At 44.5% G+C, this 23,073-nt stretch carries 23 protein-coding genes and 2 tRNA genes; 18 read left to right on the forward strand and 7 right to left on the reverse strand.

The window, feature by feature from the left end; all coding sequences use genetic code 11:
• Window positions 1-2: 2 nt before the first annotated feature.
• Window positions 3-974: a calcium/sodium antiporter gene (locus MMA19_RS24545; protein ID WP_006073285.1), complete on the reverse strand. Its 972-nt coding sequence runs from the start codon at window positions 972-974 to the stop codon at window positions 3-5.
• A gap of 292 nt (window positions 975-1,266) precedes the next feature.
• On the opposite strand from MMA19_RS24545, the gene mlaF reads away from it, so the two are divergent.
• The 8 genes from mlaF to MMA19_RS24585 all read left to right on the forward strand — a co-directional run bounded on the left by mlaF (window position 1,267) and on the right by MMA19_RS24585 (window position 6,638).
• Window positions 1,267-2,061, forward strand: a complete 795-nt coding sequence (mlaF, locus tag MMA19_RS24550) for a phospholipid ABC transporter ATP-binding protein MlaF (RefSeq protein WP_240207526.1) — start codon at window positions 1,267-1,269, stop codon at window positions 2,059-2,061.
• Between the two features lies 1 nt (window position 2,062).
• Window positions 2,063-2,851, forward strand: a complete 789-nt coding sequence (gene mlaE, locus MMA19_RS24555) for a lipid asymmetry maintenance ABC transporter permease subunit MlaE (protein ID WP_240207528.1) — start codon at window positions 2,063-2,065, stop codon at window positions 2,849-2,851.
• 17 nt (window positions 2,852-2,868) lie between these two features.
• The gene (gene mlaD / locus MMA19_RS24560) at window positions 2,869-3,351 is read left to right on the forward strand and encodes an outer membrane lipid asymmetry maintenance protein MlaD (RefSeq protein ID WP_062462264.1); all 483 of its coding nucleotides are present in this window, start codon (window positions 2,869-2,871) and stop codon (window positions 3,349-3,351) included.
• Between the two features lie 4 nt (window positions 3,352-3,355).
• Window positions 3,356-3,997, forward strand: coding sequence for a phospholipid-binding protein MlaC (gene mlaC, locus MMA19_RS24565; RefSeq protein ID WP_062462262.1), 642 nt, complete (start codon window positions 3,356-3,358; stop codon window positions 3,995-3,997).
• A complete protein-coding gene (locus MMA19_RS24570; RefSeq protein ID WP_062462259.1) occupies window positions 3,997-4,296 on the forward strand; it encodes an STAS domain-containing protein in 300 nt (99 codons plus the stop codon). The genes mlaC and MMA19_RS24570 overlap by 1 nt, the downstream gene beginning before the upstream one ends.
• A 9-nt stretch (window positions 4,297-4,305) precedes the next feature.
• Window positions 4,306-4,560, forward strand: coding sequence for a BolA family iron metabolism protein IbaG (gene ibaG / locus MMA19_RS24575; protein WP_006073308.1), 255 nt, complete (start codon window positions 4,306-4,308; stop codon window positions 4,558-4,560).
• 9 nt (window positions 4,561-4,569) lie between these two features.
• Window positions 4,570-5,838 (forward strand): UDP-N-acetylglucosamine 1-carboxyvinyltransferase, encoded by a 1,269-nt coding sequence (gene murA, locus MMA19_RS24580; protein WP_062462255.1) that lies wholly within the window; start codon window positions 4,570-4,572, stop codon window positions 5,836-5,838.
• 71 nt (window positions 5,839-5,909) lie between these two features.
• The gene (locus tag MMA19_RS24585) at window positions 5,910-6,638 is read left to right on the forward strand and encodes a 1-acylglycerol-3-phosphate O-acyltransferase (RefSeq protein ID WP_006073311.1); all 729 of its coding nucleotides are present in this window, start codon (window positions 5,910-5,912) and stop codon (window positions 6,636-6,638) included.
• Window positions 6,639-6,687: 49 nt separating this feature from the next.
• Here the strand turns inward: MMA19_RS24585 and MMA19_RS24590 are convergent, their stop codons facing one another.
• From MMA19_RS24590 to arcA, 5 genes are all read right to left on the reverse strand, one after another.
• Window positions 6,688-7,077, reverse strand: coding sequence for a RidA family protein (locus MMA19_RS24590; protein ID WP_038228906.1), 390 nt, complete (start codon window positions 7,075-7,077; stop codon window positions 6,688-6,690).
• A 105-nt stretch (window positions 7,078-7,182) separates the two neighbouring features.
• Window positions 7,183-7,644: an aspartate carbamoyltransferase regulatory subunit gene (pyrI, locus tag MMA19_RS24595; RefSeq protein ID WP_006073314.1), complete on the reverse strand. Its 462-nt coding sequence runs from the start codon at window positions 7,642-7,644 to the stop codon at window positions 7,183-7,185.
• A 12-nt stretch (window positions 7,645-7,656) separates the two neighbouring features.
• A complete protein-coding gene (gene pyrB / locus MMA19_RS24600) occupies window positions 7,657-8,586 on the reverse strand; it encodes an aspartate carbamoyltransferase (protein WP_006073315.1) in 930 nt (309 codons plus the stop codon).
• A gap of 300 nt (window positions 8,587-8,886) precedes the next feature.
• The gene (argF, locus tag MMA19_RS24605) at window positions 8,887-9,891 is read right to left on the reverse strand and encodes an ornithine carbamoyltransferase (RefSeq protein ID WP_240207529.1); all 1,005 of its coding nucleotides are present in this window, start codon (window positions 9,889-9,891) and stop codon (window positions 8,887-8,889) included.
• Between the two features lie 123 nt (window positions 9,892-10,014).
• Window positions 10,015-11,235, reverse strand: coding sequence for an arginine deiminase (gene arcA, locus MMA19_RS24610; protein ID WP_006073318.1), 1,221 nt, complete (start codon window positions 11,233-11,235; stop codon window positions 10,015-10,017).
• A 563-nt stretch (window positions 11,236-11,798) separates the two neighbouring features.
• Between arcA and rraB the strand changes: the two genes are divergently transcribed.
• Window positions 11,799-12,215 carry a ribonuclease E inhibitor RraB gene (gene rraB / locus MMA19_RS24615; RefSeq protein ID WP_038228909.1) on the forward strand — a complete coding sequence of 139 codons (417 nt, stop codon included), beginning with the start codon at window positions 11,799-11,801 and terminating at the stop codon, window positions 12,213-12,215.
• 120 nt (window positions 12,216-12,335) lie between these two features.
• Window positions 12,336-13,136, forward strand: a complete 801-nt coding sequence (locus tag MMA19_RS24620; RefSeq protein WP_240207531.1) for a hypothetical protein — start codon at window positions 12,336-12,338, stop codon at window positions 13,134-13,136.
• A gap of 115 nt (window positions 13,137-13,251) precedes the next feature.
• Here MMA19_RS24620 and mutS read toward each other — a convergent pair whose 3' ends face one another.
• Window positions 13,252-15,813 (reverse strand): DNA mismatch repair protein MutS, encoded by a 2,562-nt coding sequence (gene mutS / locus MMA19_RS24625; RefSeq protein ID WP_240207532.1) that lies wholly within the window; start codon window positions 15,811-15,813, stop codon window positions 13,252-13,254.
• Between the two features lie 135 nt (window positions 15,814-15,948).
• On the opposite strand from mutS, the gene pncC reads away from it, so the two are divergent.
• The 8 genes from pncC (at window position 15,949) to MMA19_RS24665 (ending at window position 23,073) form a co-directional block, all read left to right on the forward strand.
• Window positions 15,949-16,449, forward strand: a complete 501-nt coding sequence (gene pncC, locus MMA19_RS24630; RefSeq protein WP_240207534.1) for a nicotinamide-nucleotide amidase — start codon at window positions 15,949-15,951, stop codon at window positions 16,447-16,449.
• A 197-nt stretch (window positions 16,450-16,646) separates the two neighbouring features.
• On the forward strand, window positions 16,647-17,684 hold the full coding sequence (gene recA / locus MMA19_RS24635) for a recombinase RecA (protein ID WP_006073329.1): 1,038 nt from the start codon (window positions 16,647-16,649) through the stop codon (window positions 17,682-17,684).
• A gap of 75 nt (window positions 17,685-17,759) precedes the next feature.
• Window positions 17,760-18,224 carry a recombination regulator RecX gene (gene recX, locus MMA19_RS24640; RefSeq protein ID WP_038228916.1) on the forward strand — a complete coding sequence of 155 codons (465 nt, stop codon included), beginning with the start codon at window positions 17,760-17,762 and terminating at the stop codon, window positions 18,222-18,224.
• A 147-nt stretch (window positions 18,225-18,371) separates the two neighbouring features.
• On the forward strand, window positions 18,372-20,957 hold the full coding sequence (gene alaS / locus MMA19_RS24645; RefSeq protein WP_240207536.1) for an alanine--tRNA ligase: 2,586 nt from the start codon (window positions 18,372-18,374) through the stop codon (window positions 20,955-20,957).
• Between the two features lie 218 nt (window positions 20,958-21,175).
• Window positions 21,176-22,363 carry an aspartate kinase gene (locus MMA19_RS24650; RefSeq protein WP_062462237.1) on the forward strand — a complete coding sequence of 396 codons (1,188 nt, stop codon included), beginning with the start codon at window positions 21,176-21,178 and terminating at the stop codon, window positions 22,361-22,363.
• 92 nt (window positions 22,364-22,455) lie between these two features.
• Window positions 22,456-22,653: a carbon storage regulator CsrA gene (csrA, locus tag MMA19_RS24655; protein WP_004415691.1), complete on the forward strand. Its 198-nt coding sequence runs from the start codon at window positions 22,456-22,458 to the stop codon at window positions 22,651-22,653.
• A gap of 209 nt (window positions 22,654-22,862) precedes the next feature.
• A tRNA-Ser gene (locus MMA19_RS24660) sits at window positions 22,863-22,955 on the forward strand.
• Window positions 22,956-23,000: 45 nt separating this feature from the next.
• Window positions 23,001-23,073: transfer RNA gene (locus MMA19_RS24665), tRNA-Arg, on the forward strand.

The raw sequence follows: 23,073 nt of genomic DNA on the forward strand, positions 1-23,073 counted from the left end.
TCCTAAGCTGCCATATTAGCGAATAGATAAACCTGATAACCAAGAAATAGCACGAACAAAATAAAGCCTTCAATTCGATTAATGCTCTTAGATTTGCCTAGTGCCATTACAACCAGTAATAGCGAAACGGCCAGCATAACCCAGAAGTCACGGCCCATAGCATGTTCACTGAGTATAGAAGGATTAATGATACCTGGAATACCCATAACGGCGAGGATGTTGAAGACGTTTGAACCTATGATGTTACCTACCGCCATATCATCTTCGCCTTTCAGAACACCAGCCAGAGAAGCAGCCAGTTCAGGTAAGCTGGTACCAATCGCGATAATCGTTAGACCGATAACAAGGTCGCTCATACCAAAATATTGAGCGATCGTTACCGCACTATCTACCAGTCTATCTGCTGCGATAGGGAGGATTATTAGGCCAATCACCACCCACATGGCTGCTTTAGCGTTACTCACACCTTCTGGAATTTCGGACTCTTGGTCTTCTAGCATGGCGTCATTGTTGCCACTCTCTTTTTCTGCTTTGCTGATACGAAGCATGGCAAGGATAAATGCGCCAAATAAGGCAAATAGAATAATTCCCTCATAAAAACCAAGGTGACTATCCCAAAGAATAAGACCTGCGATAAGCGTTACCGCAATCATTAAAGGTAGCTCGCGTCTCAGAACCGCAGATGAAATAGAAAGAGGCTTAATCATGGCCGTAATACCAAGAATAAGCGCAATATTGGCGATGTTGGAGCCTAGTACGTTACCAACCGCAGTATCCGTTTTCCCCTCTAGGGCGGCGGTGGCCGAAACCATCATTTCTGGCGCTGATGACCCCATAGCAAGAATAGTCATACCGATAACTAGTGGTGAGATACCCACATTGCGTGCCAGTGCCGCGGCGCCGAATACTAATTTATCAGCACTCCAAACGAGAAAAACCAGTCCAATTATCAGAAACACTACGGCTTCAAGCATGTTTTTATCCACTTCTATTTTTCTGAGACATTTGGCGGCTAATTTTGACGGTTTGTCGGCCAAAATGGAAGCTAATCAACAAATAAAATAACAATAGTGCGCCGAAGCTAATACGCTAATAGATAAGCTAACGTGAAGAGAGAAGTTATAAATGCTCGTGACGGCGCAAGTTTGTTGTAATTGGGTTTGACTCTGTCATTACCCAACCATTTGGATATAAGGGTTTTAATTGTCCGCTTGTGTCATTATTATTGTTGATCATAGGACTATTGTTAGGATGATAAGGAAATGTATGTCAAACAATGACTTGGTTTCCGTAAAGGGACTGACTTTTGCGCGTGGCTCACACGTCATTTTTGATGACGTCGAGTTGCATGTACCAAAAGGTAAGATAACAGCTATCATGGGACCATCGGGAATTGGTAAAACGACATTACTTCGCCTGATCGGTGGACAAATCTCGCCTGACCATGGGGAGATTTGGTTCGAAGGCGACAATATTCCTACGCTTTCTAGAAAACGTCTTTACCATGTTCGTAAAAAAATGAGCATGCTATTCCAATCGGGTGCACTATTTACCGATCTCAATGTCTTTGACAACGTCGCGTTTCCTTTGCGTGAGCATACCGAACTGAGTGAATCGATGGTTCGTACTTTAGTACTGCTAAAGTTAGAGGCTGTCGGATTACGTGGGGCATCTCAACTGATGCCAAGTGAGCTTTCTGGAGGTATGGCAAGACGTGCGGCACTCGCAAGAGCTATTGCGCTTGATCCTGAATTAATCATGTACGATGAGCCCTTTGTGGGTCAGGACCCTATAACGATGGGCGTGTTGGTGGAGCTTATTGGTAAGTTGAATAAAGCACTAGACCTTACTTCTATTGTTGTTTCTCATGATGTTCCCGAAGTCATGTCCATAGCAGATTGGGTTTACTTGCTCGCTGATGGAAAAGTTGTTGCTTGTGGTACTCCTGATGAATTAAAAAGTAACCCTGACACTCGAGTCCAACAGTTCTTACTCGGCGAAGCCGATGGACCAGTTCCATTCCGTTATCCAGCAAAAGCATTAACTGAGGAGCTGTTCTAATATGTCGTTTCCATCAATATGGATCCAAAAAGTCGGCCAGCGAACCTTATCTCTTTGCCAATCTTGGGGTAGGGCAACCTTTATGCTATTTGGCGTTCTGTTTTCCAAACCGCAGCCTCAAAAGCACTTCCCTCTATTAATAAAACAGTTACATAACGTTGGTGTGCAATCATTGGCCATCATTATGGTTTCAGGGCTGTTTATCGGTATGGTCTTAAGTCTGCAAGGATATGTGGTACTCGTCGATTATGGGGCGGAGGGCAGTTTAGGGCAGATGGTGGCGTTATCGCTATTAAGAGAATTGGGTCCTGTCGTCACCGCTCTGTTATTCGCTGGTCGTGCAGGTTCGGCACTGACTGCTGAAATTGGTTTAATGAAAGCCACTGAACAGTTATCGAGTATGGAAATGATGGCCGTTGATCCTCTTAAACGAGTGATCTCACCTCGTTTTTGGGCCGGAGTTATTTCCATGCCACTTTTGGCCATGATCTTTATGGCGATAGGTATTTGGGGGGGCCAACTGGTTGGTGTGGACTGGAAAGGTATCGACCACGGCAGTTTTTGGTCAGCGATGCAGTCGTCAGTGGAACTGGGTCGAGACATTGGTAATAGCGTCATTAAGTGTTTGGTGTTTGCGATTACGGTGACGTGGATTGCGCTGTTTAATGGTTATGATGCCATACCGACTTCAGAAGGTATTAGTCAGGCGACAACGAGAACCGTCGTGCACTCATCACTGGCGGTATTGGGATTAGATTTTGTGCTTACAGCACTGATGTTTGGCAATTAAGAATAAAGGACAATTCAATGCAACAAACCAGAAAGTTAGAATTGTGGGTAGGCAGTTTTGTCATCATCGGACTTTGCGCAATCTTGTTTATGATTTTTCAGGTTGCTGACGTGAAAGGATTGGGCTCAGGGGATACTTATAAGCTGGAAGCAAGGTTCGATAATATTGGTAGCCTAAAAGTTCGCTCTCCTGTGAAAGTTGGCGGCGTCGTTATCGGTCGAGTTAGTGATATTAGCCTTGATAAAGAGAGCTATTTGCCAGTGGTAACTTTGTCTATTAGCTCCGACTACCATTTCCCAGATACTTCGAGCGCGCAAGTACTAACGTCAGGGTTGATTGGTGAGCAATATATAGGTTTGGTACCTGGGTTTATCTTTGATGATGAAGGGTACTTGGCTGATGGCGACAGAATTGAGGATACCAAATCAGCGTTGGTGCTTGAGGATATGATAGGTCAAGTGCTCTATAGCATTGGCGGTTCTGATGAGAAAAAGGAGTAAAGTAATGTTCAACAAATGTTTACTGATATTTAGTGCCTTGATGCTCTCATTTGGTCTGCATGCTAATGAAATTGATGCCAGCAAGCCTTATGACATGATGCAGAAAGTCGCCGATAAAACGTTTACCCGTTTAGCAAATGAGCAAGAGCAAATTCAGAAAGATCCTGATTATCTTAAGGTGGTAGTCGAAGAAGAGCTGATGCCTTACGTGAATGATCGCTACGCAGCATTGAAGCTATTGGGGCCTAATTTAAAAGGTGCTAAACGAGAGGATGTATTAGAGTTTGCCAAAGCATTTCGAGAGTACTTGATTACCTCTTATGCACAGGTTCTAACTCAATACACCGGACAGGATATTCAATTTGGCCCGGAACCAAAAATTGATGATAAGACGACTATTATTGGTGTTCGTGTCACGATTATGGACTCACCTCGACCTAATATTAATCTCGAGTTTAAACTCAGAAAGGATAAGAAAACCGGCGAATGGAAAGCCTTTGATATGATTGCGGAAGGCATTAGTCTACTCTCTAGTAAGCAATCTGAATGGAATAGTAAAATTCGTCAAGATGGTATATTAGCGGTAGCAGAAGAACTTGAGCAGTTGGCACAGGCGCCGATTCGTTTTGAAGGCAGCAAAAAATAATGGACACTAAATTAGTGGTTCGTAACGCAGGTGTTTTTGAGCTAATTGGTAACGTTGATCGCGATACTGTACCTGAGCTTTGGAATACTATTCAAAGTGTTAGTTTTGATGAGCCTGAGATTGAATTGGCGTTAGATAAAGTAAAACGTTTCGATTCTGCGGGATTGGTGATGCTAATTCACTTATTAGAGCATGCAAAAAATCGAAAGTGTCATATAATGCTCAGCTTCGTGCCGGATGAGCTGAAAATACTGTTTCAGCTGTATAACGTTGAATCAGTTATTGAGAAACACATTTAGGAGTATCTTGTGGATAGCACAAAAGTACAGGAACTATTACAAAACGCATTGAACCTAGAAGAGCTACATGTGAAAGGTGAAGGTAGCCACTACGAAGTGATTGCGGTAGATGCTCAATTTGAAGGCATGAGCCGAGTTAAAAAGCAGCAGATGATCTATGGTCCTCTGATGGATTATATTCAGCGTAATGACATCCACGCAGTTTCAATTAAAGCCTATACTCCAGAAGAGTGGGCTCGTGATAAAAAGCTGATGTCTTTGTAAGGTTTATTAATGGATAAGTTTCGAGTTATTGGATCGGATCAGCCGTTATCTGGCGAAGTGTCGATCTCAGGTGCTAAAAATGCAGCACTACCTATTCTATTCGCTTCTATTCTGGCTGAAGAGCCTGTAGAAGTGGCCAACGTACCACATCTTCGTGACATTGATACGACAATGAAACTACTTAGCCGTTTAGGTGCCAAAGTGCATCGCAATGGTTCTGTTCATGTTGATGGTAGCGAGATTAACGAGTTGTGTGCACCTTATGACTTGGTGAAAACCATGCGTGCATCGATTTGGGCATTAGGTCCACTGGTTGCTCGTTTTGGCAAAGGACAAGTTTCACTTCCTGGTGGCTGTGCCATTGGTGCGCGTCCGGTAGATTTACATATTCATGGTCTTGAGCAGCTCGGTGCCACCATCACACTAGAAGATGGTTATGTGAAAGCGGAAGTGGAAGGTCGATTGAAAGGTGCTCACATTGTGATGGACAAAGTGAGTGTTGGTGCGACTATCACGATAATGTGCGCTGCAACATTGGCTGAAGGTACTACCGTACTTGATAATGCTGCTCGTGAACCTGAAATCGTCGATACTGCTGATTTCTTGAACAAGCTAGGTGCAAAAATCACTGGAGCAGGTACTGATACTATCACTATCGAAGGTGTAGAACGTCTTGGTGGTGGCAAGCACTCTGTTGTTCCAGATCGCATTGAAACAGGCACTTTCCTAGTAGCGGCGGCGGTATCAGGCGGTAAGATTGTTTGTCGCAATACTCATGCTCATCTATTAGAGGCGGCATTGGCTAAGCTAGAAGAAGCTGGAGCTAAGATCGAGACTGGCGATGACTGGATCTCACTGGATATGACCGACAGAGAGCTTAAAGCGGTTTCAATTCGTACTGCTCCACACCCAGGCTTCCCTACAGATATGCAAGCTCAGTTTACTTTGCTTAATATGATGGCAAAAGGTGGCGGTGTGATTACTGAAACGATTTTTGAAAATCGTTTTATGCACGTTCCTGAGCTAATGCGTATGGGCGCAAAAGCAGAAATTGAAGGCAACACTGTGATTTGTGGTGATGTTGAATCATTGAGTGGTGCACAAGTGATGGCGACTGACCTGCGAGCTTCGGCAAGCTTGGTTATCGCTGGTTGTATTGCGCATGGTGAGACAATTGTAGACCGTATTTATCATATCGATCGTGGTTATGAGCGTATTGAAGATAAGCTGTCTGCACTAGGTGCTAACATCACACGTATCGCGGGTTCTGCTGAATAATAACGATAGATTATAAATAGCCGAAATCTTAAGGTTTCGGCTTTTTTTTGAAGCCATTAGCGGAGACCAAAATGGTTGCTTTCCTACGCTGCATTGCAGTGGCGATATTTGCGGTAATTATGTTCGTATTTGGATGTGGTTACTGTTTACTTAGTCCGAGAAATCCTAAACACGTGTTTACGTTTGGGCGTTATTTTGGCGCTATGTCGAAGATCTTTGGTATTAAACTCGATCTTCGTTTACCTGAAGATGCCTACAAACGCGGTCAACACATCTATATCGCTAATCACCAGAACAACTGGGATTTGTTTACGGTATCTTCTGCCGTTACACCTAATGTGGTAACTGTTGGTAAAAAGAGCCTGCTATGGATGCCATTCTTTGGTCAGCTTTATTATTTAACAGGTAATATTCTGATTGATCGTGCTAACCGCAGTAAAGCGAAAGGTACGATTGACCAAGTTGTTGATAGCATGAAGAAAAGTAACCTTTCAGTTTGGATGTTTCCGGAAGGTACACGCTCTCGCGGACGCGGCTTATTGCCATTTAAAACGGGTGCTTTTCATGCAGCGATTGGGGCAAAGACACCAATCATTCCTATTGTGTGTAGCAGTACGAGCCATCTAAAGCTTAATAAGTGGGATAATGGTCATATCATCGTTGAGATGCTGCCACCTATCTCGATCGAAGGCTACGGCAAAGAAGATGTGAGAAAACTGGCGAATGTATGCCGAGAGCAGATGGCAGAGAAGCTAGAGCAGCTTGATGCTGAAGTTGCTGAGTTAAACAGCAAAAAATAACACTAAAAAGGGTTGTCAATGACAACCCTTTTTTAATACATAGCAGAACTTACTTACGTACTGCGATAGCTTCGATTTCAATCTTCACATCTTTAGGAAGACGAGCAACTTCAACACAAGAACGCGCAGGGTAGTTAGCCACTTGGTGCTCGTCAAAGAACTTACCATACACTTCGTTTACTGTACCAAAGTCGTTGAGATCTTTAACGAAAACCGTCATTTTTACGATGTCTGAAACCGTTAGGCCAGATGCTTCAACAACCGCTTTTACGTTGTCTAGAGACTGACGTGCTTGCTCAGCGATATCTTCTGACACTTCACCCGTTTGCGGATTTACTGGGATCTGACCTGAAGTCAGTACCATGTTACCAAGGTCGACACCTTGTACGTAAGGACCGATTGCTGCTGGTGCAGATTCTGTATGAAGTACTTTTGTCATCGTTTTATCCATTGTTCTGTGAATTCAAAGAGAGTCTAGACTGCCTCTAGGCTCAATAAAAATCAAGCCTACAATGTGTAGGCTTGTTTAATAATCGTGTCATTCTTAGCTTTCAGTAACGATCTCACGCGAATAGACTTTTTCGCAGTATTTGCATTTGAGACGAATGTCTTGATGTTTCTCGAACACCTTGAAGCTACTGTCTACGGGTTCATTGTGAGTAATGCAGTTGCTATTAGGGCACTCGAATACTCCCGTGATTGTTTCTGGCAGTTTTAACGCCAGCTTTTTACACACTTCATAGTTTTCAATTTGGTTGACGGTAGCATGTGGTGCATAGAGTGCCAGCTTGTTCGCTTGTTCTTCAGTGATAAACACGTTCTCTATCTTTAATAGATCCTTACAACCTAATGCTGAAGAAGGAAGGTTTAGACCAATCGTGACACGCTGTTTGGATTGATCCATAGCGAACAGTTTGAGAACTTTGATGCCAATGTTTGCTGGGATATGGTCGATAACCGTGCCGTTTTTAATTGCTTCTACTTGCAACTGGGTTTCTTTAGACATGATCAATCCTCCTTAAAGCGTTTCGTTTAGAACTAGAGCGAGTAGAGCTTCACGGGCGTACACACCGTTTTCAGCTTGTTGGAAATAATACGCATAAGGCGTTTTATCTACGTCGACAGTAATCTCGTCAACTCGTGGCAACGGATGGAGCACTTTTAGGTTATCGCGTGCGCCTTTCAATGTATCAGCAGAGAGAATATAAGCCGATTTAATGTGTGCGTACTCAGACTCATCAAAACGCTCTTTCTGTACTCGCGTCATATATAGAACATCCAGTTCAGATACGACACTTTCCATGTCGGTATGCAGGCTAAATTGGATGCCAGCTTCTTCAAGCTCTTCACAGATATAGTCAGGCATCGCAAGTGCATCGGGAGCGATAAAGAAAAAGCGAACGTTATTGAATTTCGCTAGGGCTTGCGTTAACGAGTGTACCGTGCGGCCGTATTTCAAATCACCAACAAAGGCAACGTTAATATCATCTAAACGACCCTGGGTTTCGTAGATGCTGTATAGGTCTAGTAGTGTTTGTGTTGGATGTTGGTTGGCGCCATCACCTGCGTTGATAACTGGCACACCGTTTGAGAATTCAGAAGCCAGACGTGCCGCACCTTCTTGTGGGTGACGCATGACAAACGCATCAACATAAGATGAAATAACCTGAACTGAATCTGCCAGTGTTTCACCTTTTTTAGCAAGCGAGGTATTACCACCGCTATCGAAACCAATCACGTCTCCGCCGATACGTTGAATGGCGGTTTCAAATGACAGACGCGTACGTGTTGAAGGTTCAAAGAAACAGCTAGCAACAACCTTGTTTTTGATGAGTTCAGGTTGAGGGTTTGATTTTAGTTGACCGGCTGTCTGTACAATGAGTTCTAGCTCATCACGTGACAACTCTGGAATTGAGATAATGTGCTTTTGAAAGAGCGTATTCGCCATGTTTATCTTCCCTATAGTTAAAACCAGACCAGATGGATATTCCAAGTGCGAAAGGCGTACGCTCAATCACAGCTAGGAATGCAGGCATAAAAAAACCCCCCATAATGGGAGGTTTAGTAATCAACAGGAAATAATAACGGTGCGTGATAAGCAAAAAGCTTATCGAGAGCGTGATATGTTGTAAAACTCGCTTGCGCCATTGATTGTTCCCCAGACAAATTGCGGAGAATTATACGCCTAAAAATCGTGAGCGCAAGCGATTACATCAAAGGTTTATCGTTAAACTGCAAGTGAATTTGACTAGCTGCCTAATGTGGCGACCATGACGGCTTTGATGGTGTGCATTCGGTTTTCGGCTTCATCGAACACGATGGAGTAATCCGACTCGAATACATCATTTGTGACTTCGAGACCATTCAAGCCATATTTTTCGGCGATTTCTTTACCTATTGTGGTTTGGTCATCATGAAATGCAGGTAAGCAGTGCATAAATTTCACATCTTTGTTATTGGTAGCTTTAATCGTATCCATGTTTACCTGATACGGTTTCATTAAGGCAATACGCTCTTCCCACGCCGAGGCTGACTCGCCCATAGAGACCCAAACGTCCGTATACAAGAAGTCACAATCGGCTACACCTTGTTGTACGTCCTCGGTGAGAGTAATCGAAGCACCTGTTGATAATGCGATGGTCTGACATTCATCAACGAGGCTTTGCTCTGGCCAAAAAGCTTTTGGCGCAACCAAACGAATATCCATTCCCATTTTTGCGGCACCGACCATTAGAGAGTTCCCCATGTTGTTGCGAGCATCCCCTAAGTAGGCAAATTTAATTTGGTGTAATAACTTGCCTTTGCCGTGCTCTAGCATGGTTAAAAAGTCAGCGAGAATTTGCGTTGGGTGGAATTCATTGGTTAAACCGTTCCAAACAGGTACGCCAGCGTGAGTACCTAGCTCTTCAACGATATCTTGTCCAAAACCACGATACTCAATGCCATCGTACATACGACCTAGTACACGAGCCGTGTCTTTCATCGATTCCTTATGGCCTATTTGGGATCCGGAAGGGCCGATGTAAGAGACTTGAGCACCTTGATCAAAAGCGGCAACTTCAAAAGCACATCGGGTACGAGTCGAGGCTTTTTCGAAGATCAGTGCGATGTTTTTCCCTACCAGTTTTTTTTGCTCTGTGCCGGCATATTTAGCGGCTTTAAGATCTTTAGACAGGTCGAGAAGAAACTGAATCTCTTTTGGTGAATAGTCGAGAAGCTTGAGAAAATTCCTATTTCGTAAGTTGTAAGCCATGATTCGTACCCTTTTATTTAGTTTCTTGGTTTATTTATACATAAAAATTCCTTTATTGTGAATAAGTATTTTAATTTAATGCAAAAAAAGCCCCTAATAGGGGCTTTTGATAAATAATTATGTTTAAATGCCATCTCGTTCGATTGGACAGCTCATACAACGGGCTCCGCCCCTACCACGTCCTAGCTCATTACCTGGGATGGTTAGGACCTGAATGCCCGCTTTGTCATACTTTTCATTAGTATACACATTTCTCTCGTAGCCGATAACGACACCGGGTTTGACGGTGAGCACATTGTTAGCATCGTTCCATTGCTCACGCTCTGCTTCGTAGTTATCACCACCCGTTGTGATGATCTTCAATTGATCAACGTTAAGCGCACTTTCTAGGGCTTTAAGATAGTTAGGTAATTTTTCAACTTGCATTTGGCCTTTGCTGTCGGCGGTTAGACGCCAAGTATCCAGTTTGTCGTTGATGATCTCTGGGTAAACTGAGAAGGTATCCACGTCCATATGAGTCATAACGGTATCAAGATGCATGCAAGAGCGATGTTTCGGAAGGTCAATGGCAATGACCTGAGACGCTTGTCCGGATTTAAATAGATTCGCCGCCAAGTTTTCCACGCCCTGTGGGGTGGTGCGCTCAGAGATACCAATTAATACGGCACCTTTACCAATAACAAGAACGTCACCGCCCTCGATGTTGGCGTTATCATAATGAAGATCTTCATCGCCGAAATATTTAATGAAGTCTTGACCTGCGAAGGTTGGATGCCAGCGATAAATAGCTCTTAGATGATTTGTCTCGCGTTGACGAGCGGGCTTCATCATTGGGTTCAACGATACGCCACCATAGACCCAGCAAGAGGTATCACGGGTGAAAAGGTGGTTTGGCAGTGGCTCAATGACAAAATCAAGCGGTTTACTCATCTTTTGTAATATAGAAGGGGTTTTTATTGGTAGCTCAGAGTATGCGAGGCCGCCCAACAAAATAGTTGCTAAGTGCTCGTCGTCCATTTCTGTCAGATAGTTACGAAGTTCGTTAGCGAAGATAGGACCATAACGGAAATCAGAAATCTGCGTTTCGAGAAGCCATTCCTTCGCTTCAGGGACGGCAAGAGTCTCTACTAATAAATCGTGAAGCAGCAGTACTTCCACATCTTGGCTGCGTAATGTATTGGCAAAAGCGTCATGCTCTTCACCAGCGGCTTCTACAGCCAGTACATCATCAAACAGTAGTTCATGGCAGTTTGATGGCGTGAGGTGGGTTAGGGCGCGTTCTGGACGGTTTAACAATACACGGCGTAACTGGCCTACTTCCGACCCAACGTACAACTTACTCATTGTGATTCCTTTCAGTTTTGATTGCGCTATTTATGACAAGCTTGTTATCAAGATGCAAGTCAAAATGTCAGTGTTTGTTACTGCGAAAGCTTAAAATTGCAGTGATATTGTGGATTTAAGTAGAGAAATGCAGATAAAGTTTTTATGAGAGAGTTGTGCTAGTTTCTGTGAATTCTTGCTTGAGTATGCAGGCCTCTTGAGCAGTTTTAATACAATATTCATGAGTGATATTTGCATAAAAAAACGCAAATTTGCAGAAAATACTGGGTATTGTGACTAAAGCAAAACCAGGTCAAACTTAAGAATAGAGTGTTTGATATGCAAAATTGCCTCATAACCTTTCTGGGCGATTGTTGCTGATTAGCTATGGCTTTTGTCTAAGTTTATGCTGAAATCAGAGGTAAGTAATGAAATGTTAAAATTATGTTTCTGTGATCTCGATCTTGCTCGGTTTGAGTTCGATAACTGAAAAATAGTCAGGAAAGATCTCGGATTGATCTTTCGATTTCAGCTGACTTCTCGTATTATTCATGCCGATAACCTATTTATAGCTGGAGCACTTTATGTCTCAACAAGATGAGTATATGTCCGTTGAAGATTTGATCGAAATTCAAAAGGAAGAAACTCGCGATATCATTCAGGCCTTAATTGAAGATGGAAGTGATCCAGAGGCATTGTATGAGATCGAACACCACCTGTTTGCTGAAGATTTCGATCGTCTAGAGAAGGCGGTTGTTGAAGCGTTCAAAATGGGCTTCGAAGTGCTAGAAGCGGAAGAGACCGAAGACGAAGACGGTAACAAACTGTTATGCTGCGACGCGACAATGGAATCGACTCTGAATGCAGAGCAGATTGACGCACAAGTTGAAAAGCTAGTGAACTTAGCTGAGAAGTACGACATCATCTATGATGGTTGGGGTACATACTACGAGGGCGAAGATGCTCTTTATACCGATGAAGATGAAGGCGACGAAGAGTAAGCCTTAATTGTTGTTGAAAGGCCAGCTTAGCTGGCCTTTTTGCTATCTGGCGGGTTCAACTATCTTTCGATAACGGATTTGATTATACTGCGCTAAATATGATCTAGGTCAATTCACACCATGAAAAAGAATTTGGCTGGCCTATGGCAGCTGTCTCCACTTACTGATCTCTCTATACCTCAAGATGATCTCTCTTTCCCAGGCGCTTTAAGTCAGGTCTTACCTTCAGAGCTTACCGAAGAAATGATTGCCAACCAAGAATGGCACCTCATGCATGACTTTGAGTTAACGGAAGAAGAGTTGCAGAATCCGGCGGTCGATTTGGTGATCGGTGGTGTTGAGCATTATGCAGAAATTCGTATTAATGGTCGTGCAGTGTTGGATTGTGATGGCAGTGAAGCGACGTATCGTCGCGAAGTAAGAGCCCATTTACAACAGGGACCCAATCGCATTGAAATCTTGTTCTTAGAGTATGATGAAGAAGATTTGTTGATTGATCTTGATGAAGCGCCGCAGTGTTCTTTATCTGTTACCAAACCTGCAACCGAGACACGTATCGGTGTATGGCAAATGCCTTATTTGCAATTTATTCCACATGTTAGGTTAGAGCATGTAGCAACGGAACAGATCTGGCACCATGGTGGTGGCTGTGAGTTTAAAGTCGACCTTCATTATCGTACCTACCGTGCAGGTTTAGTATCAGCGTCAGTCAGATTTAACGGTATGACATTACATTTGCCTATTGATGTTCGAGCACATCATGCATCGGCTCTGTTTCAGGTTGAAGCACCTAAATATGCTGATCCGAGTCAGCCTAATCCAGATGACTTGTACAGTCTGATAGTAAATTTAGATGGGCAAGTGCAGGAATTTGATGTGGCGTTGAGTCAATCACTTTGCGTGACTCATGTAGCTATGTAGCGATATAGTCTTATTTGTTATCTGGCATTCAACATTGCTAGTTATGACAATTATGAGTGCATAATCAAGTTTGCTCTCTTGCTAAAATTCTCAACAAGAGAGCAAGTCGTTACTTCTATAACAAACGTTTCAGACGATAAAGCTCTTCCAATGCCTGTCTCGGTGTTAGATCGTCAGGGTCGATTTGTGCCAGAGCTTCTTCCACTTCGCTTGGCTCTGGAATCAAACTCAACTGATTGGCAATGTCGACTTGTGGAGAATCGTTGGTCGTTGGCTTTTGACCTAATTGTTCCAACTGAGTGAGTTTTTGTCTCGCATTCTTTATGACCGCTTTTGGTACACCAGCCAATCCGGCGACAGCAAGGCCGTAGGATTTACTCGCCGCTCCCTCTTGAACCGCGTGCATAAAGGCGATGGAGTCACCATGCTCTACCGCATCAAGGTGAACGTTAGCGAGATGTGGTAGCTGGTTTGGCATTTCTGTCAGTTCAAAATAGTGGGTCGCAAACAAGGTCATAGCGCCAACTTTGGTCGCTAGCCATTCAGCACTTGCCCACGCTAGCGATAGACCGTCATAGGTGCTGGTACCACGGCCGATTTCATCCATTAACACCAAGCTGTTTTCTGTCGCATTGTGTAAGATGTTTGCCGTTTCGGTCATCTCGACCATGAACGTAGAACGACCAGAGGCAAGATCATCGGATGCCCCAATACGCGTAAAGATGCGATCCAGTGAACCGATTTCAGCGGACTCTGCAGGGACATAAGAGCCAATGTGAGCCATCAGTGCAATCAGTGCCGTTTGGCGCATATAGGTCGACTTACCACCCATATTCGGACCGGTAATGATTAACATTTTTCGCTCTGGGTTGAGCGAGATAGGGTTGGCAATGAATGGCTCATCCATCACCTGTTCAACGACAGGGTGGCGGCCACCTTGAATCAGAATACCGGCATTTTCACTGAGGGCTGGGCGACAATAATCGAGACTTTCAGCACGCTCAGCTAGGTTTTGCAAAACGTCTAATTGCGATAGGGCTGAAGCTAGATTTTGCAGTTGCTCCAACTGTGGCAGCAACAAATCAAACAGCTCTTCCCATAGCTTCTTCTCAATTGCCAACGCTTTAGACTTAGAGTTAAGCACTTTATCTTCATGCTCTTTTAACTCTGGAATAATATAGCGTTCGGCATTCTTCAAGGTTTGGCGGCGCACATAGTGCGGTGGTACTAGGTGACTTTGACCGCGACTGACTTGAATGTAGAAGCCGTGTACATTGTTGTAACCAACCTTCAGGGTGTCGATACCGTGGCGATCTCGTTCATTATGCTCCAGTTTCTCAAGGTAAGCTGTCGCACCATTAGCTAAATCACGCCACTCGTCCAATTCGGCATTGTAGCCATCAGCAATGACGCCACCATCGCGAATTACTACGGGTGGGTTTTCTTTGATAGCGCGCTCAAGCAGTTCTGCCAAGCTGTCCATAGGTGCGGAGTATTGAGCCAGTTGCTGCAAGTATGGGTGAGCAACGGTTTCAAGACTTAGTGCCAGCTCGGGCAAGAGGTTCAGAGCACTGCGTAATCGAGCCATATCTCGTGGCCTTGCAGAGCGAAGTGCCAAACGTGCCAAGATACGCTCGATATCACCAATTTGTTTCAACGTAGGCGAAAGCTCGGTATACAACGCATCTTGTTTGAGTTCTGAGATAGCATCAAGGCGATAGTTCAAAGTCTTAATACAGCGCATCGGTTGATGGATCCAGCGCTTCAGCATTCGGCTACCCATTGCTGTGGCGGTGTGATCCAAGACTTCGGCTAACGTGTTGTCTTGTCCGCCCGACAAATTCTGAGTTAGCTCAAGGTTGCGACGTGTGGCCGCATCAAGTACTACAGATTGGTCTTGGCTCACTAGCGTCAATGAACGGATGTGTGGTAGAGCCGTGCGCTGAGTATCTTTAACATACTGAATTAAACAACCTGCAGCGCAGAGTCCGAGTTCGCATTTCTCGACCCCAAACCCAATAAGATCTTTGGTACCAAATTGCTGATTCAGTTGTTGCCTTGCTGTATCAATCTCAAACTCCCAGATTGGACGACGGCGATTACCATTGCGGTTAGCCATCAGTTCAACGGGTTCAAAATCCTCAGGGAATAACAACTCTTTAGGTGCCGTGCGTTGCAGCTCTGCCAACATCGCTTCTTCGGTACTAGGTTCACAAAGTTGAAAGCGACCTGAGGTAATATCTAGCGTGGCATAGCCAAATTTACCGTTTTGGTGGTAGATTGCGGCAATTAGGTTATCCAATCGTTCCGATAGTAAGGCTTCATCTGAAACGGTTCCTGGCGTGACAATTCGAACCACGCGACGCTCTACTGGACCTTTACTGGTAGCAGGATCGCCAACTTGCTCGCAGATAGCGACAGATTCGCCCAGTTGAACCAGTTTTGCTAAGTAGCCTTCCACGGCATGGAAAGGGACACCGGCCATTGGAATAGGCTCGCCCGCGGATGCGCCCCGTTTGGTTAGAGAAATATCGAGCAGTTGAGACGCACGTTTCGCGTCGTCATAAAAGAGCTCGTAAAAATCACCCATTCGGTAGAAAAGCAGGATATCTGGATTCTCGGCTTTGAGTTTCAGATATTGCTGCATCATTGGCGTATGTTTTTGTTCCGCTTTCACTGTCACATCTTTAGCTGCTTGTTTCAATTGCTGCTTAGGATACGTGAAACCGACGTGAGCGAAAAGGGAATATAAAAAAGTGGCTCTATGGCTTGGGGTCGTTGTCAAACATTGAGTTGTTTAGGAGTTTGCTAGATGAACACTATTGAAGAGTTAAGTTTCAACCTAGGCGCGTTACTCGAACAGAAAGATCATATCCTTGTGACCGCGGAGTCTTGTACTGGTGGCGGTGTGGCGACGGCAATCACTGATATTGCTGGTAGCTCTGCGTGGTTTGATCGAGCATTTGTTACTTACAGCAACGACGCAAAAATCGATATGCTTGGCGTCGCAACTGAAACCCTTGGACAGAATGGAGCGGTGAGTGAAGCTGTTGTTGTTGAAATGGCACAGGGTGCGCTGCAGCATTCTAAAGGGACGCTTAGCGTTGCCATTAGTGGAATTGCTGGTCCTGGAGGGGGGAGTGAAGACAAACCGGTAGGAACCGTTTGCTTTGCGTGGGCTTCACAACAAGGTTGGCTCAAGGTTGAAACCTGTTTGTTTGAAGGTGACCGAGCCGCAGTACGTCAGCAAGCTGTAATGCATGCGCTATTGATATTGTATCGTTACGTATTGGAAGACGAGCCTTACTGTTAACAAAATAACACTCGCGGCATCAACGATTTGCTGTTTGTGTCGGAAAAATTTTCATACAGGTATAGACACTGTATGAATCAACAGTATAATAAAACCATATCGCGATGCTTTTATGCATCGCTCACTAATTAGAAAACTGCCAAAGCAAGTAACTTGCGTAGAGCCTATATCCGTAAAGGATAGTTGTGGAGAAAGTAATGGACGAGAATAAACAAAAGGCGTTAGCCGCTGCATTAGGTCAGATTGAAAAGCAATTTGGTAAAGGCTCGATTATGCGCCTTGGTGATAACCGCACCATGGACGTTGAAACCATTTCAACAGGTTCACTTTCTCTAGATATCGCTCTAGGTGCTGGTGGTCTTCCGATGGGTCGTATCGTAGAAATCTACGGTCCTGAATCATCAGGTAAAACAACGTTAACGCTAGAGTGTATTGCCGCGGCACAGAAGCAAGGTAAAACATGTGCGTTTATCGATGCAGAACATGCCCTAGACCCAATCTACGCGAAGAAGCTTGGTGTTGATATTGATTCGTTACTTGTCTCTCAACCAGATACAGGTGAGCAAGCTCTAGAAATCTGTGATGCACTAGCACGCTCTGGTGCTATTGACGTGATGGTAGTCGACTCTGTTGCGGCTCTAACGCCAAAAGCAGAGATTGAAGGTGAAATGGGCGATAGCCACATGGGTCTTCAAGCGCGTATGCTTTCTCAAGCGATGCGTAAGCTAACTGGTAACCTTAAGCAGTCTAACTGTATGTGTATCTTCATCAACCAAATCCGTATGAAGATTGGTGTGATGTTTGGTAACCCAGAAACGACAACAGGTGGTAACGCACTTAAGTTCTACGCGTCTGTTCGTCTTGATATTCGTCGTACTGGTTCTATCAAAGAAGGTGACGAGGTTGTTGGTAACGAAACTCGAATCAAAGTTGTTAAGAACAAGATTGCAGCACCATTTAAACAAGCTGAGACTCAAATTCTATACGGCCAAGGTTTCAACCGTTATGGCGAGCTTATTGACCTAGGCGTTAAGCACAAGCTTGTTGAAAAAGCGGGTGCATGGTACAGCTACAACGGCGATAAGATTGGTCAAGGTAAAGCGAACGCATGTAAATTCCTTCGCGAAAACCCAGAAGCGGCACAAACGATTGATGCGAAGCTTCGTGAAATGCTACTAACACCAGCACTGGAAGAAGCTCCAGAGCAAGGTGAAGCGCCAGCTGAAGAGTTGTAAGCGTTAACAACCTCATTGAGATAAGCCCTGCAGAGCAGGGCTTTGTTGTATCTGTACTTTGTTCGTCGAGTGACTATGTTTCAACGAAAACCACCATCATTGTCAGCGAAAGAAGCCGCGATTCAATTGTTGAGTCGTCGAGATCATGGTGAGTATGAGCTTTATCAAAAACTTGCTTTTAAAGGCTACGAAGAATCTGAAGTAGAAGCGGCGTTAGATTTTTGTCGTGATTGTCGCTATTTGGATGACTTGCGTTTTGCCAAGAGCCAAATTCGTCAGCATGTATACAAGGGTCATGGTGAGCGTAGAATTCGCCAAGAATTAAACCAAAAGCGCGTCTCAGATTCTGTCGTTGATGAAGCGATGTTAGAGGAGCAAGTGGACTGGTTTGAGTTGGCTAAAACAACGGCGGAGAAAAAGTTTCGACTCGGAAAATCAAAAGATCCGAAAGAATACGCCAAACAAGTGCGCTTTTTGCAGTATCGAGGTTACACATTTGAACAGATTAACTATGCACTAAATGCTCTTGAGAATCCTTAGTTCACCTGCAACCACTTGTCCTAACGCGATTAATCTCTAATTTCTTCCAGTTTCCTGCCTTTTTTACCAGAATACTAGGCGAATCCTTACTCATGGGGTTACAATACTTCCCCAAAATCTAACTCGAATTATTTCAGGAAGAGCTGCATGTACATGAGCACAGACGAGGTTCGCAACGCGTTCCTTAAGTTCTTTGAGAGCAAAGGGCACCAAATCGTAGACAGTTCATCGTTGGTTCCACACGATGACCCAACTCTGCTTTTCACCAACGCCGGTATGAACCAGTTTAAAGACTGTTTCCTTGGCTTAGAAAAGCGTAACTACACTCGTGCCACTACGGCCCAGCGTTGTGTTCGCGCTGGTGGTAAGCACAACGACCTTGAGAACGTTGGCTTCACTGCTCGTCACCATACTTTCTTTGAGATGCTGGGTAACTTCAGCTTTGGTGACTACTTCAAAGAAGATGCTATCAGCTTTGCTTGGGAGTTCTTAACAGAAACGTTGAAACTGCCAAAAGATCGCCTACTTGTAACGGTTTATGAAACCGACGATGAAGCGTTTGAAATCTGGAACAAGCAAATTGGCGTGCCAGCGGATCGCATTGTTCGCATTGGCGACAAGAAAGGCGGCAAGCCATACGAGTCAGACAACTTCTGGCAAATGGGTGATACTGGTCCTTGTGGTCCATGTACAGAAATTTTCTATGATCACGGTGAGCACATCTGGGGTGGTCGTCCTGGTACTCCTGAAGAAGATGGTGACCGATTCATCGAGATCTGGAACAACGTATTTATGCAGTTCAACCGTCATGCAGACGGTACTATGGAACCGCTACCTAAACCATCGGTTGATACTGGTATGGGTATTGAGCGTATTTCTGCCATCATGCAAGGCGTTCACTCAAACTACGAAATCGATGTGTTCAAAACATTGATCAAAGCTGCAGCTGAAGTTATTGGTTACCAAGATTTATCAAACCAATCTCTACGCGTAATTGCAGATCATATCCGTTCATGTTCATTCCTAATCGTTGACGGTGTGATGCCATCTAACGAAGGTCGTGGTTACGTACTACGTCGTATCATTCGCCGTGCAGTTCGTCACGGTAACAAGCTCGGTGCGCAAGGTGCATTCTTCCACAAGCTTGTTGGTACTCTTGCCTCTGTTATGGGGAGTGCGGGCGAAGAACTTAAGAAGCAACAAACTGTTGTTGAAAAAGTACTTCGCATCGAGGAAGAGAATTTCGGGCGTACTCTTGAACGTGGTATGACAATCCTGACAGAAGCTCTTGATAACCTTGGTGATGAAAAGGTTCTTGATGGCGAGACAGTATTCAAGCTCTATGACACTTACGGCTTCCCAGCAGATCTAACTAACGATGTGGCTCGTGAACGTGAGTTTACTATCGATGAAGAAGGCTTTGAGAAAGCGATGGAAGCACAGCGTCAGCGTGCTCGTGAAGCCGGTCAGTTTGGCACGGACTACAATGCTGCGATTAAAGTCGATACCGACACTGAATTCTGCGGTTACACAGGCACAGAAGGTTCAAGTTCTGTTGCTGCTATGTTTGTTGAAGGCGCAGAAGTTGATGCGCTATCAGCGGGCGACAAAGCAATTGTGGTGCTAGAACAAACGCCGTTCTATGCAGAGTCAGGTGGTCAGTGTGGTGATGCAGGTGTACTGAAAACAGCGGCTGGTCTATTCAAAGTAGAAGATACCCAAAAACTGGGCAACGCGATTGCACACCATGGTGAGCTTGTCGAAGGTGTTCTAGCAAAAGGTGATGAAGTCGATGCGATTGTTGATGCACAGCGTCGTGCTGCTATTTCATTGAATCACTCTGCAACTCACTTGTTGCATGCTGCACTGCGCCAAGTACTTGGTGAGCACGTTACACAGAAAGGTTCTTTGGTGAAGCCTGATAACTTACGTTTCGACTTCTCTCACTTAGAAGCGATGACGAAAGCAGAGATCAAAGAAGTTGAACGTCTGGTTAACGCGCAGATTCGCACTAACCACGTTATTGAAACTAACGTGATGGATATCGAATCAGCGAAAGCCAAGGGAGCGATGGCTCTGTTTGGTGAGAAGTACGATGATGAAGTTCGTGTTCTATCTATGGGCGACTTCTCAACGGAGCTTTGTGGTGGTATTCACGCAAGCAATACGGGTGATATTGGTCTGTTCAAGATTACATCGGAAGGTGGTATTGCTGCTGGTATTCGTCGTATCGAAGCCGTCACTGGTGAAGCGGCACTAGACGCTATCGAAGCTCAAGCTTCTCAATATGAAGAGAAACTAACTGATGCGGCAAGTAAAGCTAAGTCATTAGAAAAAGAGATTCAGCAACTGAAAGATAAACTTGCAGCGGTTGAAAGTGCCAACATTATGGGCAAAGTAGAAGAGATTGCGGGTACGCAAGTTCTTGTTGCAGCTCTAGAAGGTGCTGATAGCAAGAACCTTCGTACTATGATGGACAATTCGAAAAACCAAATGGGCAGCGGTATTGCGTTTATTGCGAACGTAGCAGATGGCAAAATTGGTTTGATTGCAGGTGTGACGAAAGACCTTACAGGCAAAGTAAAAGCAGGCGACCTTGTTAAGATGGTTGCCGAGCAAGTTGGCGGTAAGGGCGGTGGTCGTCCTGATATGGCGCAAGCAGGGGGCTCTGATGTTGAAGCGCTACCTGAAGCGTTAAAATCGATTCGTAGCTGGTTAGAAGAGCGTCTATAACTCTTTAATCGACATCATAAAATGCCCAATCAATGTACGTTGATTGGGCATTGTTGCTTTTGGTCTCGGTGCATTTTAAGTACTAATTGCATAATACTCTGCTGAAGAGCTGATTTAATAAGTGTGCGTGTGGACGTCGCTTAATATAAGGGAGCGGCTAAATTGGCCGTAATTTCAAAAATCGACAACGTAAAGTTGTCTTGGGAAGGTGAAGACTGGTGAAAAGACCACTAATCGTGCAAAAGTTCGGTGGAACTTCTGTTGGCTCTGTAGAACGCATTCATAATGTTGCAGAGCACGTAATTCGAGCTAAAGCGTCGGGCAAACAAGTTGTTGTTGTCGTATCTGCGATGTCGGGAGAAACCAATCGATTGGTTGATCTGGCTAAACAGATCGACAAAGTACCCAATGTTCGTGAACTGGATGTCTTGTTATCTGCCGGTGAGCAAATTTCTATGGCATTGCTATCCATGACGTTAAGTAAACTTGGACACGCTGCGGTTTCTCTTACTGGCGGACAGGCAAGAATTACCACTAACAACAACCACAACAACGCAACGATTAGTAGTATTGATACCAGTGTGATTGATGACTATTTGGCTCAGGACAAAATTGTCATTGTGGCGGGCTTTCAAGGCGTGAATGAAATTGGTGACATTACGACTCTAGGTCGAGGTGGCTCTGATACGACGGCGGTCGCGTTAGCCGGAGCGCTTGAAGCTCAAGAGTGTCAGATATTCACAGATGTTGATGGCGTTTACAGTTGCGACCCAAGAATTGTCAGTAAAGCAGAAAGGCTTGATACCATTGATTTTCCTACCATGCATGAAATGGCACACAAAGGGGCGAAAGTCTTACATTTGCCTTGTGTTGCTTATGCATGGAAACATCAAGTGCCGCTTCGTGTGTTGTCGAGTTTCGAACCGGGCGAAGGGACCTTAGTAGCTGGCATGGAATCGAGGCCTGGAATTAGCGGCTTAGCAATACGAAAACAAATAATGGCTCTATGTATGATGGCAGAGCACGCTGATATCGTTGATAAACAGCGCCAAATGCTAGGGGTTGATGATTGCCATTGGGTGACAGATTCCACCTACAAGCAATTGTTAGTGGGCCAAGAGTGTTGCGATAAGCTTCGACTGGTTATTGATGAGAAAGTGGTAGCGACTCAAGAGGTTGCGTTGTTGACGCTTGTTGGCGCCGATGCAAAGGCGCAAGCATCACAATATCAACAACTTCTCAACTTATCAGACATATCTGTTCTACACTTTTGTGAGGATAAGCACTCAATTACGTTAGTAATGGAACCGGGAGCTATCGACAAAGCGGCTAACGTACTGCATGATAACTACATTATCACCAGTGAATCCGTTATGAGAGAAGAAAAACAGGTACATTTGGGGTAAATACTTTTCATAAGATAGTTTACGAAAATATAACTTTTGTTGGATAATAAGTTTCGTAGCAAGATAATTAGAGAATACTCAAGGAGCAAAGAATGCTGATTCTGACTCGCCGTGTTGGCGAAACGTTGATGATTGGTGATGAAGTCACTGTTACTGTACTAGGTGTTAAAGGTAACCAAGTTCGCATTGGTGTTAACGCTCCCAAAGAAGTTTCAGTGCATCGTGAAGAAATTTACATGCGCATTCAGGCGGAAAAAGGAAATGGTAACGTTGCTTCTGGCAACTACTAATCCAAACTGAGAGGGCTGGCGTTATGCCGGCCTTTTTGTTGCGCAAAATTCGTCGCTTAATAGAGGCACTAAGTCGGATTTTGTGTAGGAAAGCTACGATTAAATGGTGGTTTGGTTAATTTGCCAACGCTTAGTCTGTTTTTTCCTAATTTTACCAAGAAAATGTTTGACTTATTTTTGGTAAATCGTAATATGTGCCTCCGCAAGACGGTGAGGTGGCCGAGAGGCTGAAGGCGCTCCCCTGCTAAGGGAGTATACGGTTTGTAGCCGTATCGAGGGTTCGAATCCCTCCCTCACCGCCATTCTTGCGAAGTGTTGTATAACACTGTTCTTATTGAACATATTGCGCGCTCGTAGCTCAGCTGGATAGAGTACCTGGCTACGAACCAGGCGGTCGAAGGTTCGAATCCTTCCGAGCGC

It is taken from the genome of Vibrio sp. CyArs1, assembly GCF_022432925.1.
In the GTDB taxonomy this organism is placed as follows: domain Bacteria; phylum Pseudomonadota; class Gammaproteobacteria; order Enterobacterales; family Vibrionaceae; genus Vibrio; species Vibrio mediterranei.

Bases quoted from the DNA above. Each gene is read 5' to 3' on its own strand.
- MMA19_RS24545 (WP_006073285.1), bottom strand. From the start codon at position 974: ATGCTTGAAGCCGTAGTGTTTCTGATAATTGGACTGGTTTTTCTCGTT.
- mlaF (WP_240207526.1), top strand. From the start codon at position 1,267: ATGTCAAACAATGACTTGGTTTCCGTAAAGGGACTGACTTTTGCGCGT.
- mlaE (WP_240207528.1), top strand. From the start codon at position 2,063: ATGTCGTTTCCATCAATATGGATCCAAAAAGTCGGCCAGCGAACCTTA.
- mlaD (WP_062462264.1), top strand. From the start codon at position 2,869: ATGCAACAAACCAGAAAGTTAGAATTGTGGGTAGGCAGTTTTGTCATC.
- mlaC (WP_062462262.1), top strand. From the start codon at position 3,356: ATGTTCAACAAATGTTTACTGATATTTAGTGCCTTGATGCTCTCATTT.
- MMA19_RS24570 (WP_062462259.1), top strand. From the start codon at position 3,997: ATGGACACTAAATTAGTGGTTCGTAACGCAGGTGTTTTTGAGCTAATT.
- murA (WP_062462255.1), top strand. From the start codon at position 4,570: ATGGATAAGTTTCGAGTTATTGGATCGGATCAGCCGTTATCTGGCGAA.
- MMA19_RS24585 (WP_006073311.1), top strand. From the start codon at position 5,910: ATGGTTGCTTTCCTACGCTGCATTGCAGTGGCGATATTTGCGGTAATT.
- MMA19_RS24590 (WP_038228906.1), bottom strand. From the start codon at position 7,077: ATGACAAAAGTACTTCATACAGAATCTGCACCAGCAGCAATCGGTCCT.
- pyrI (WP_006073314.1), bottom strand. From the start codon at position 7,644: ATGTCTAAAGAAACCCAGTTGCAAGTAGAAGCAATTAAAAACGGCACG.
- pyrB (WP_006073315.1), bottom strand. From the start codon at position 8,586: ATGGCGAATACGCTCTTTCAAAAGCACATTATCTCAATTCCAGAGTTG.
- argF (WP_240207529.1), bottom strand. From the start codon at position 9,891: ATGGCTTACAACTTACGAAATAGGAATTTTCTCAAGCTTCTCGACTAT.
- arcA (WP_006073318.1), bottom strand. From the start codon at position 11,235: ATGAGTAAGTTGTACGTTGGGTCGGAAGTAGGCCAGTTACGCCGTGTA.
- rraB (WP_038228909.1), top strand. From the start codon at position 11,799: ATGTCTCAACAAGATGAGTATATGTCCGTTGAAGATTTGATCGAAATT.
- MMA19_RS24620 (WP_240207531.1), top strand. From the start codon at position 12,336: ATGAAAAAGAATTTGGCTGGCCTATGGCAGCTGTCTCCACTTACTGAT.
- pncC (WP_240207534.1), top strand. From the start codon at position 15,949: ATGAACACTATTGAAGAGTTAAGTTTCAACCTAGGCGCGTTACTCGAA.
- recA (WP_006073329.1), top strand. From the start codon at position 16,647: ATGGACGAGAATAAACAAAAGGCGTTAGCCGCTGCATTAGGTCAGATT.
- recX (WP_038228916.1), top strand. From the start codon at position 17,760: ATGTTTCAACGAAAACCACCATCATTGTCAGCGAAAGAAGCCGCGATT.
- alaS (WP_240207536.1), top strand. From the start codon at position 18,372: ATGTACATGAGCACAGACGAGGTTCGCAACGCGTTCCTTAAGTTCTTT.
- csrA (WP_004415691.1), top strand. From the start codon at position 22,456: ATGCTGATTCTGACTCGCCGTGTTGGCGAAACGTTGATGATTGGTGAT.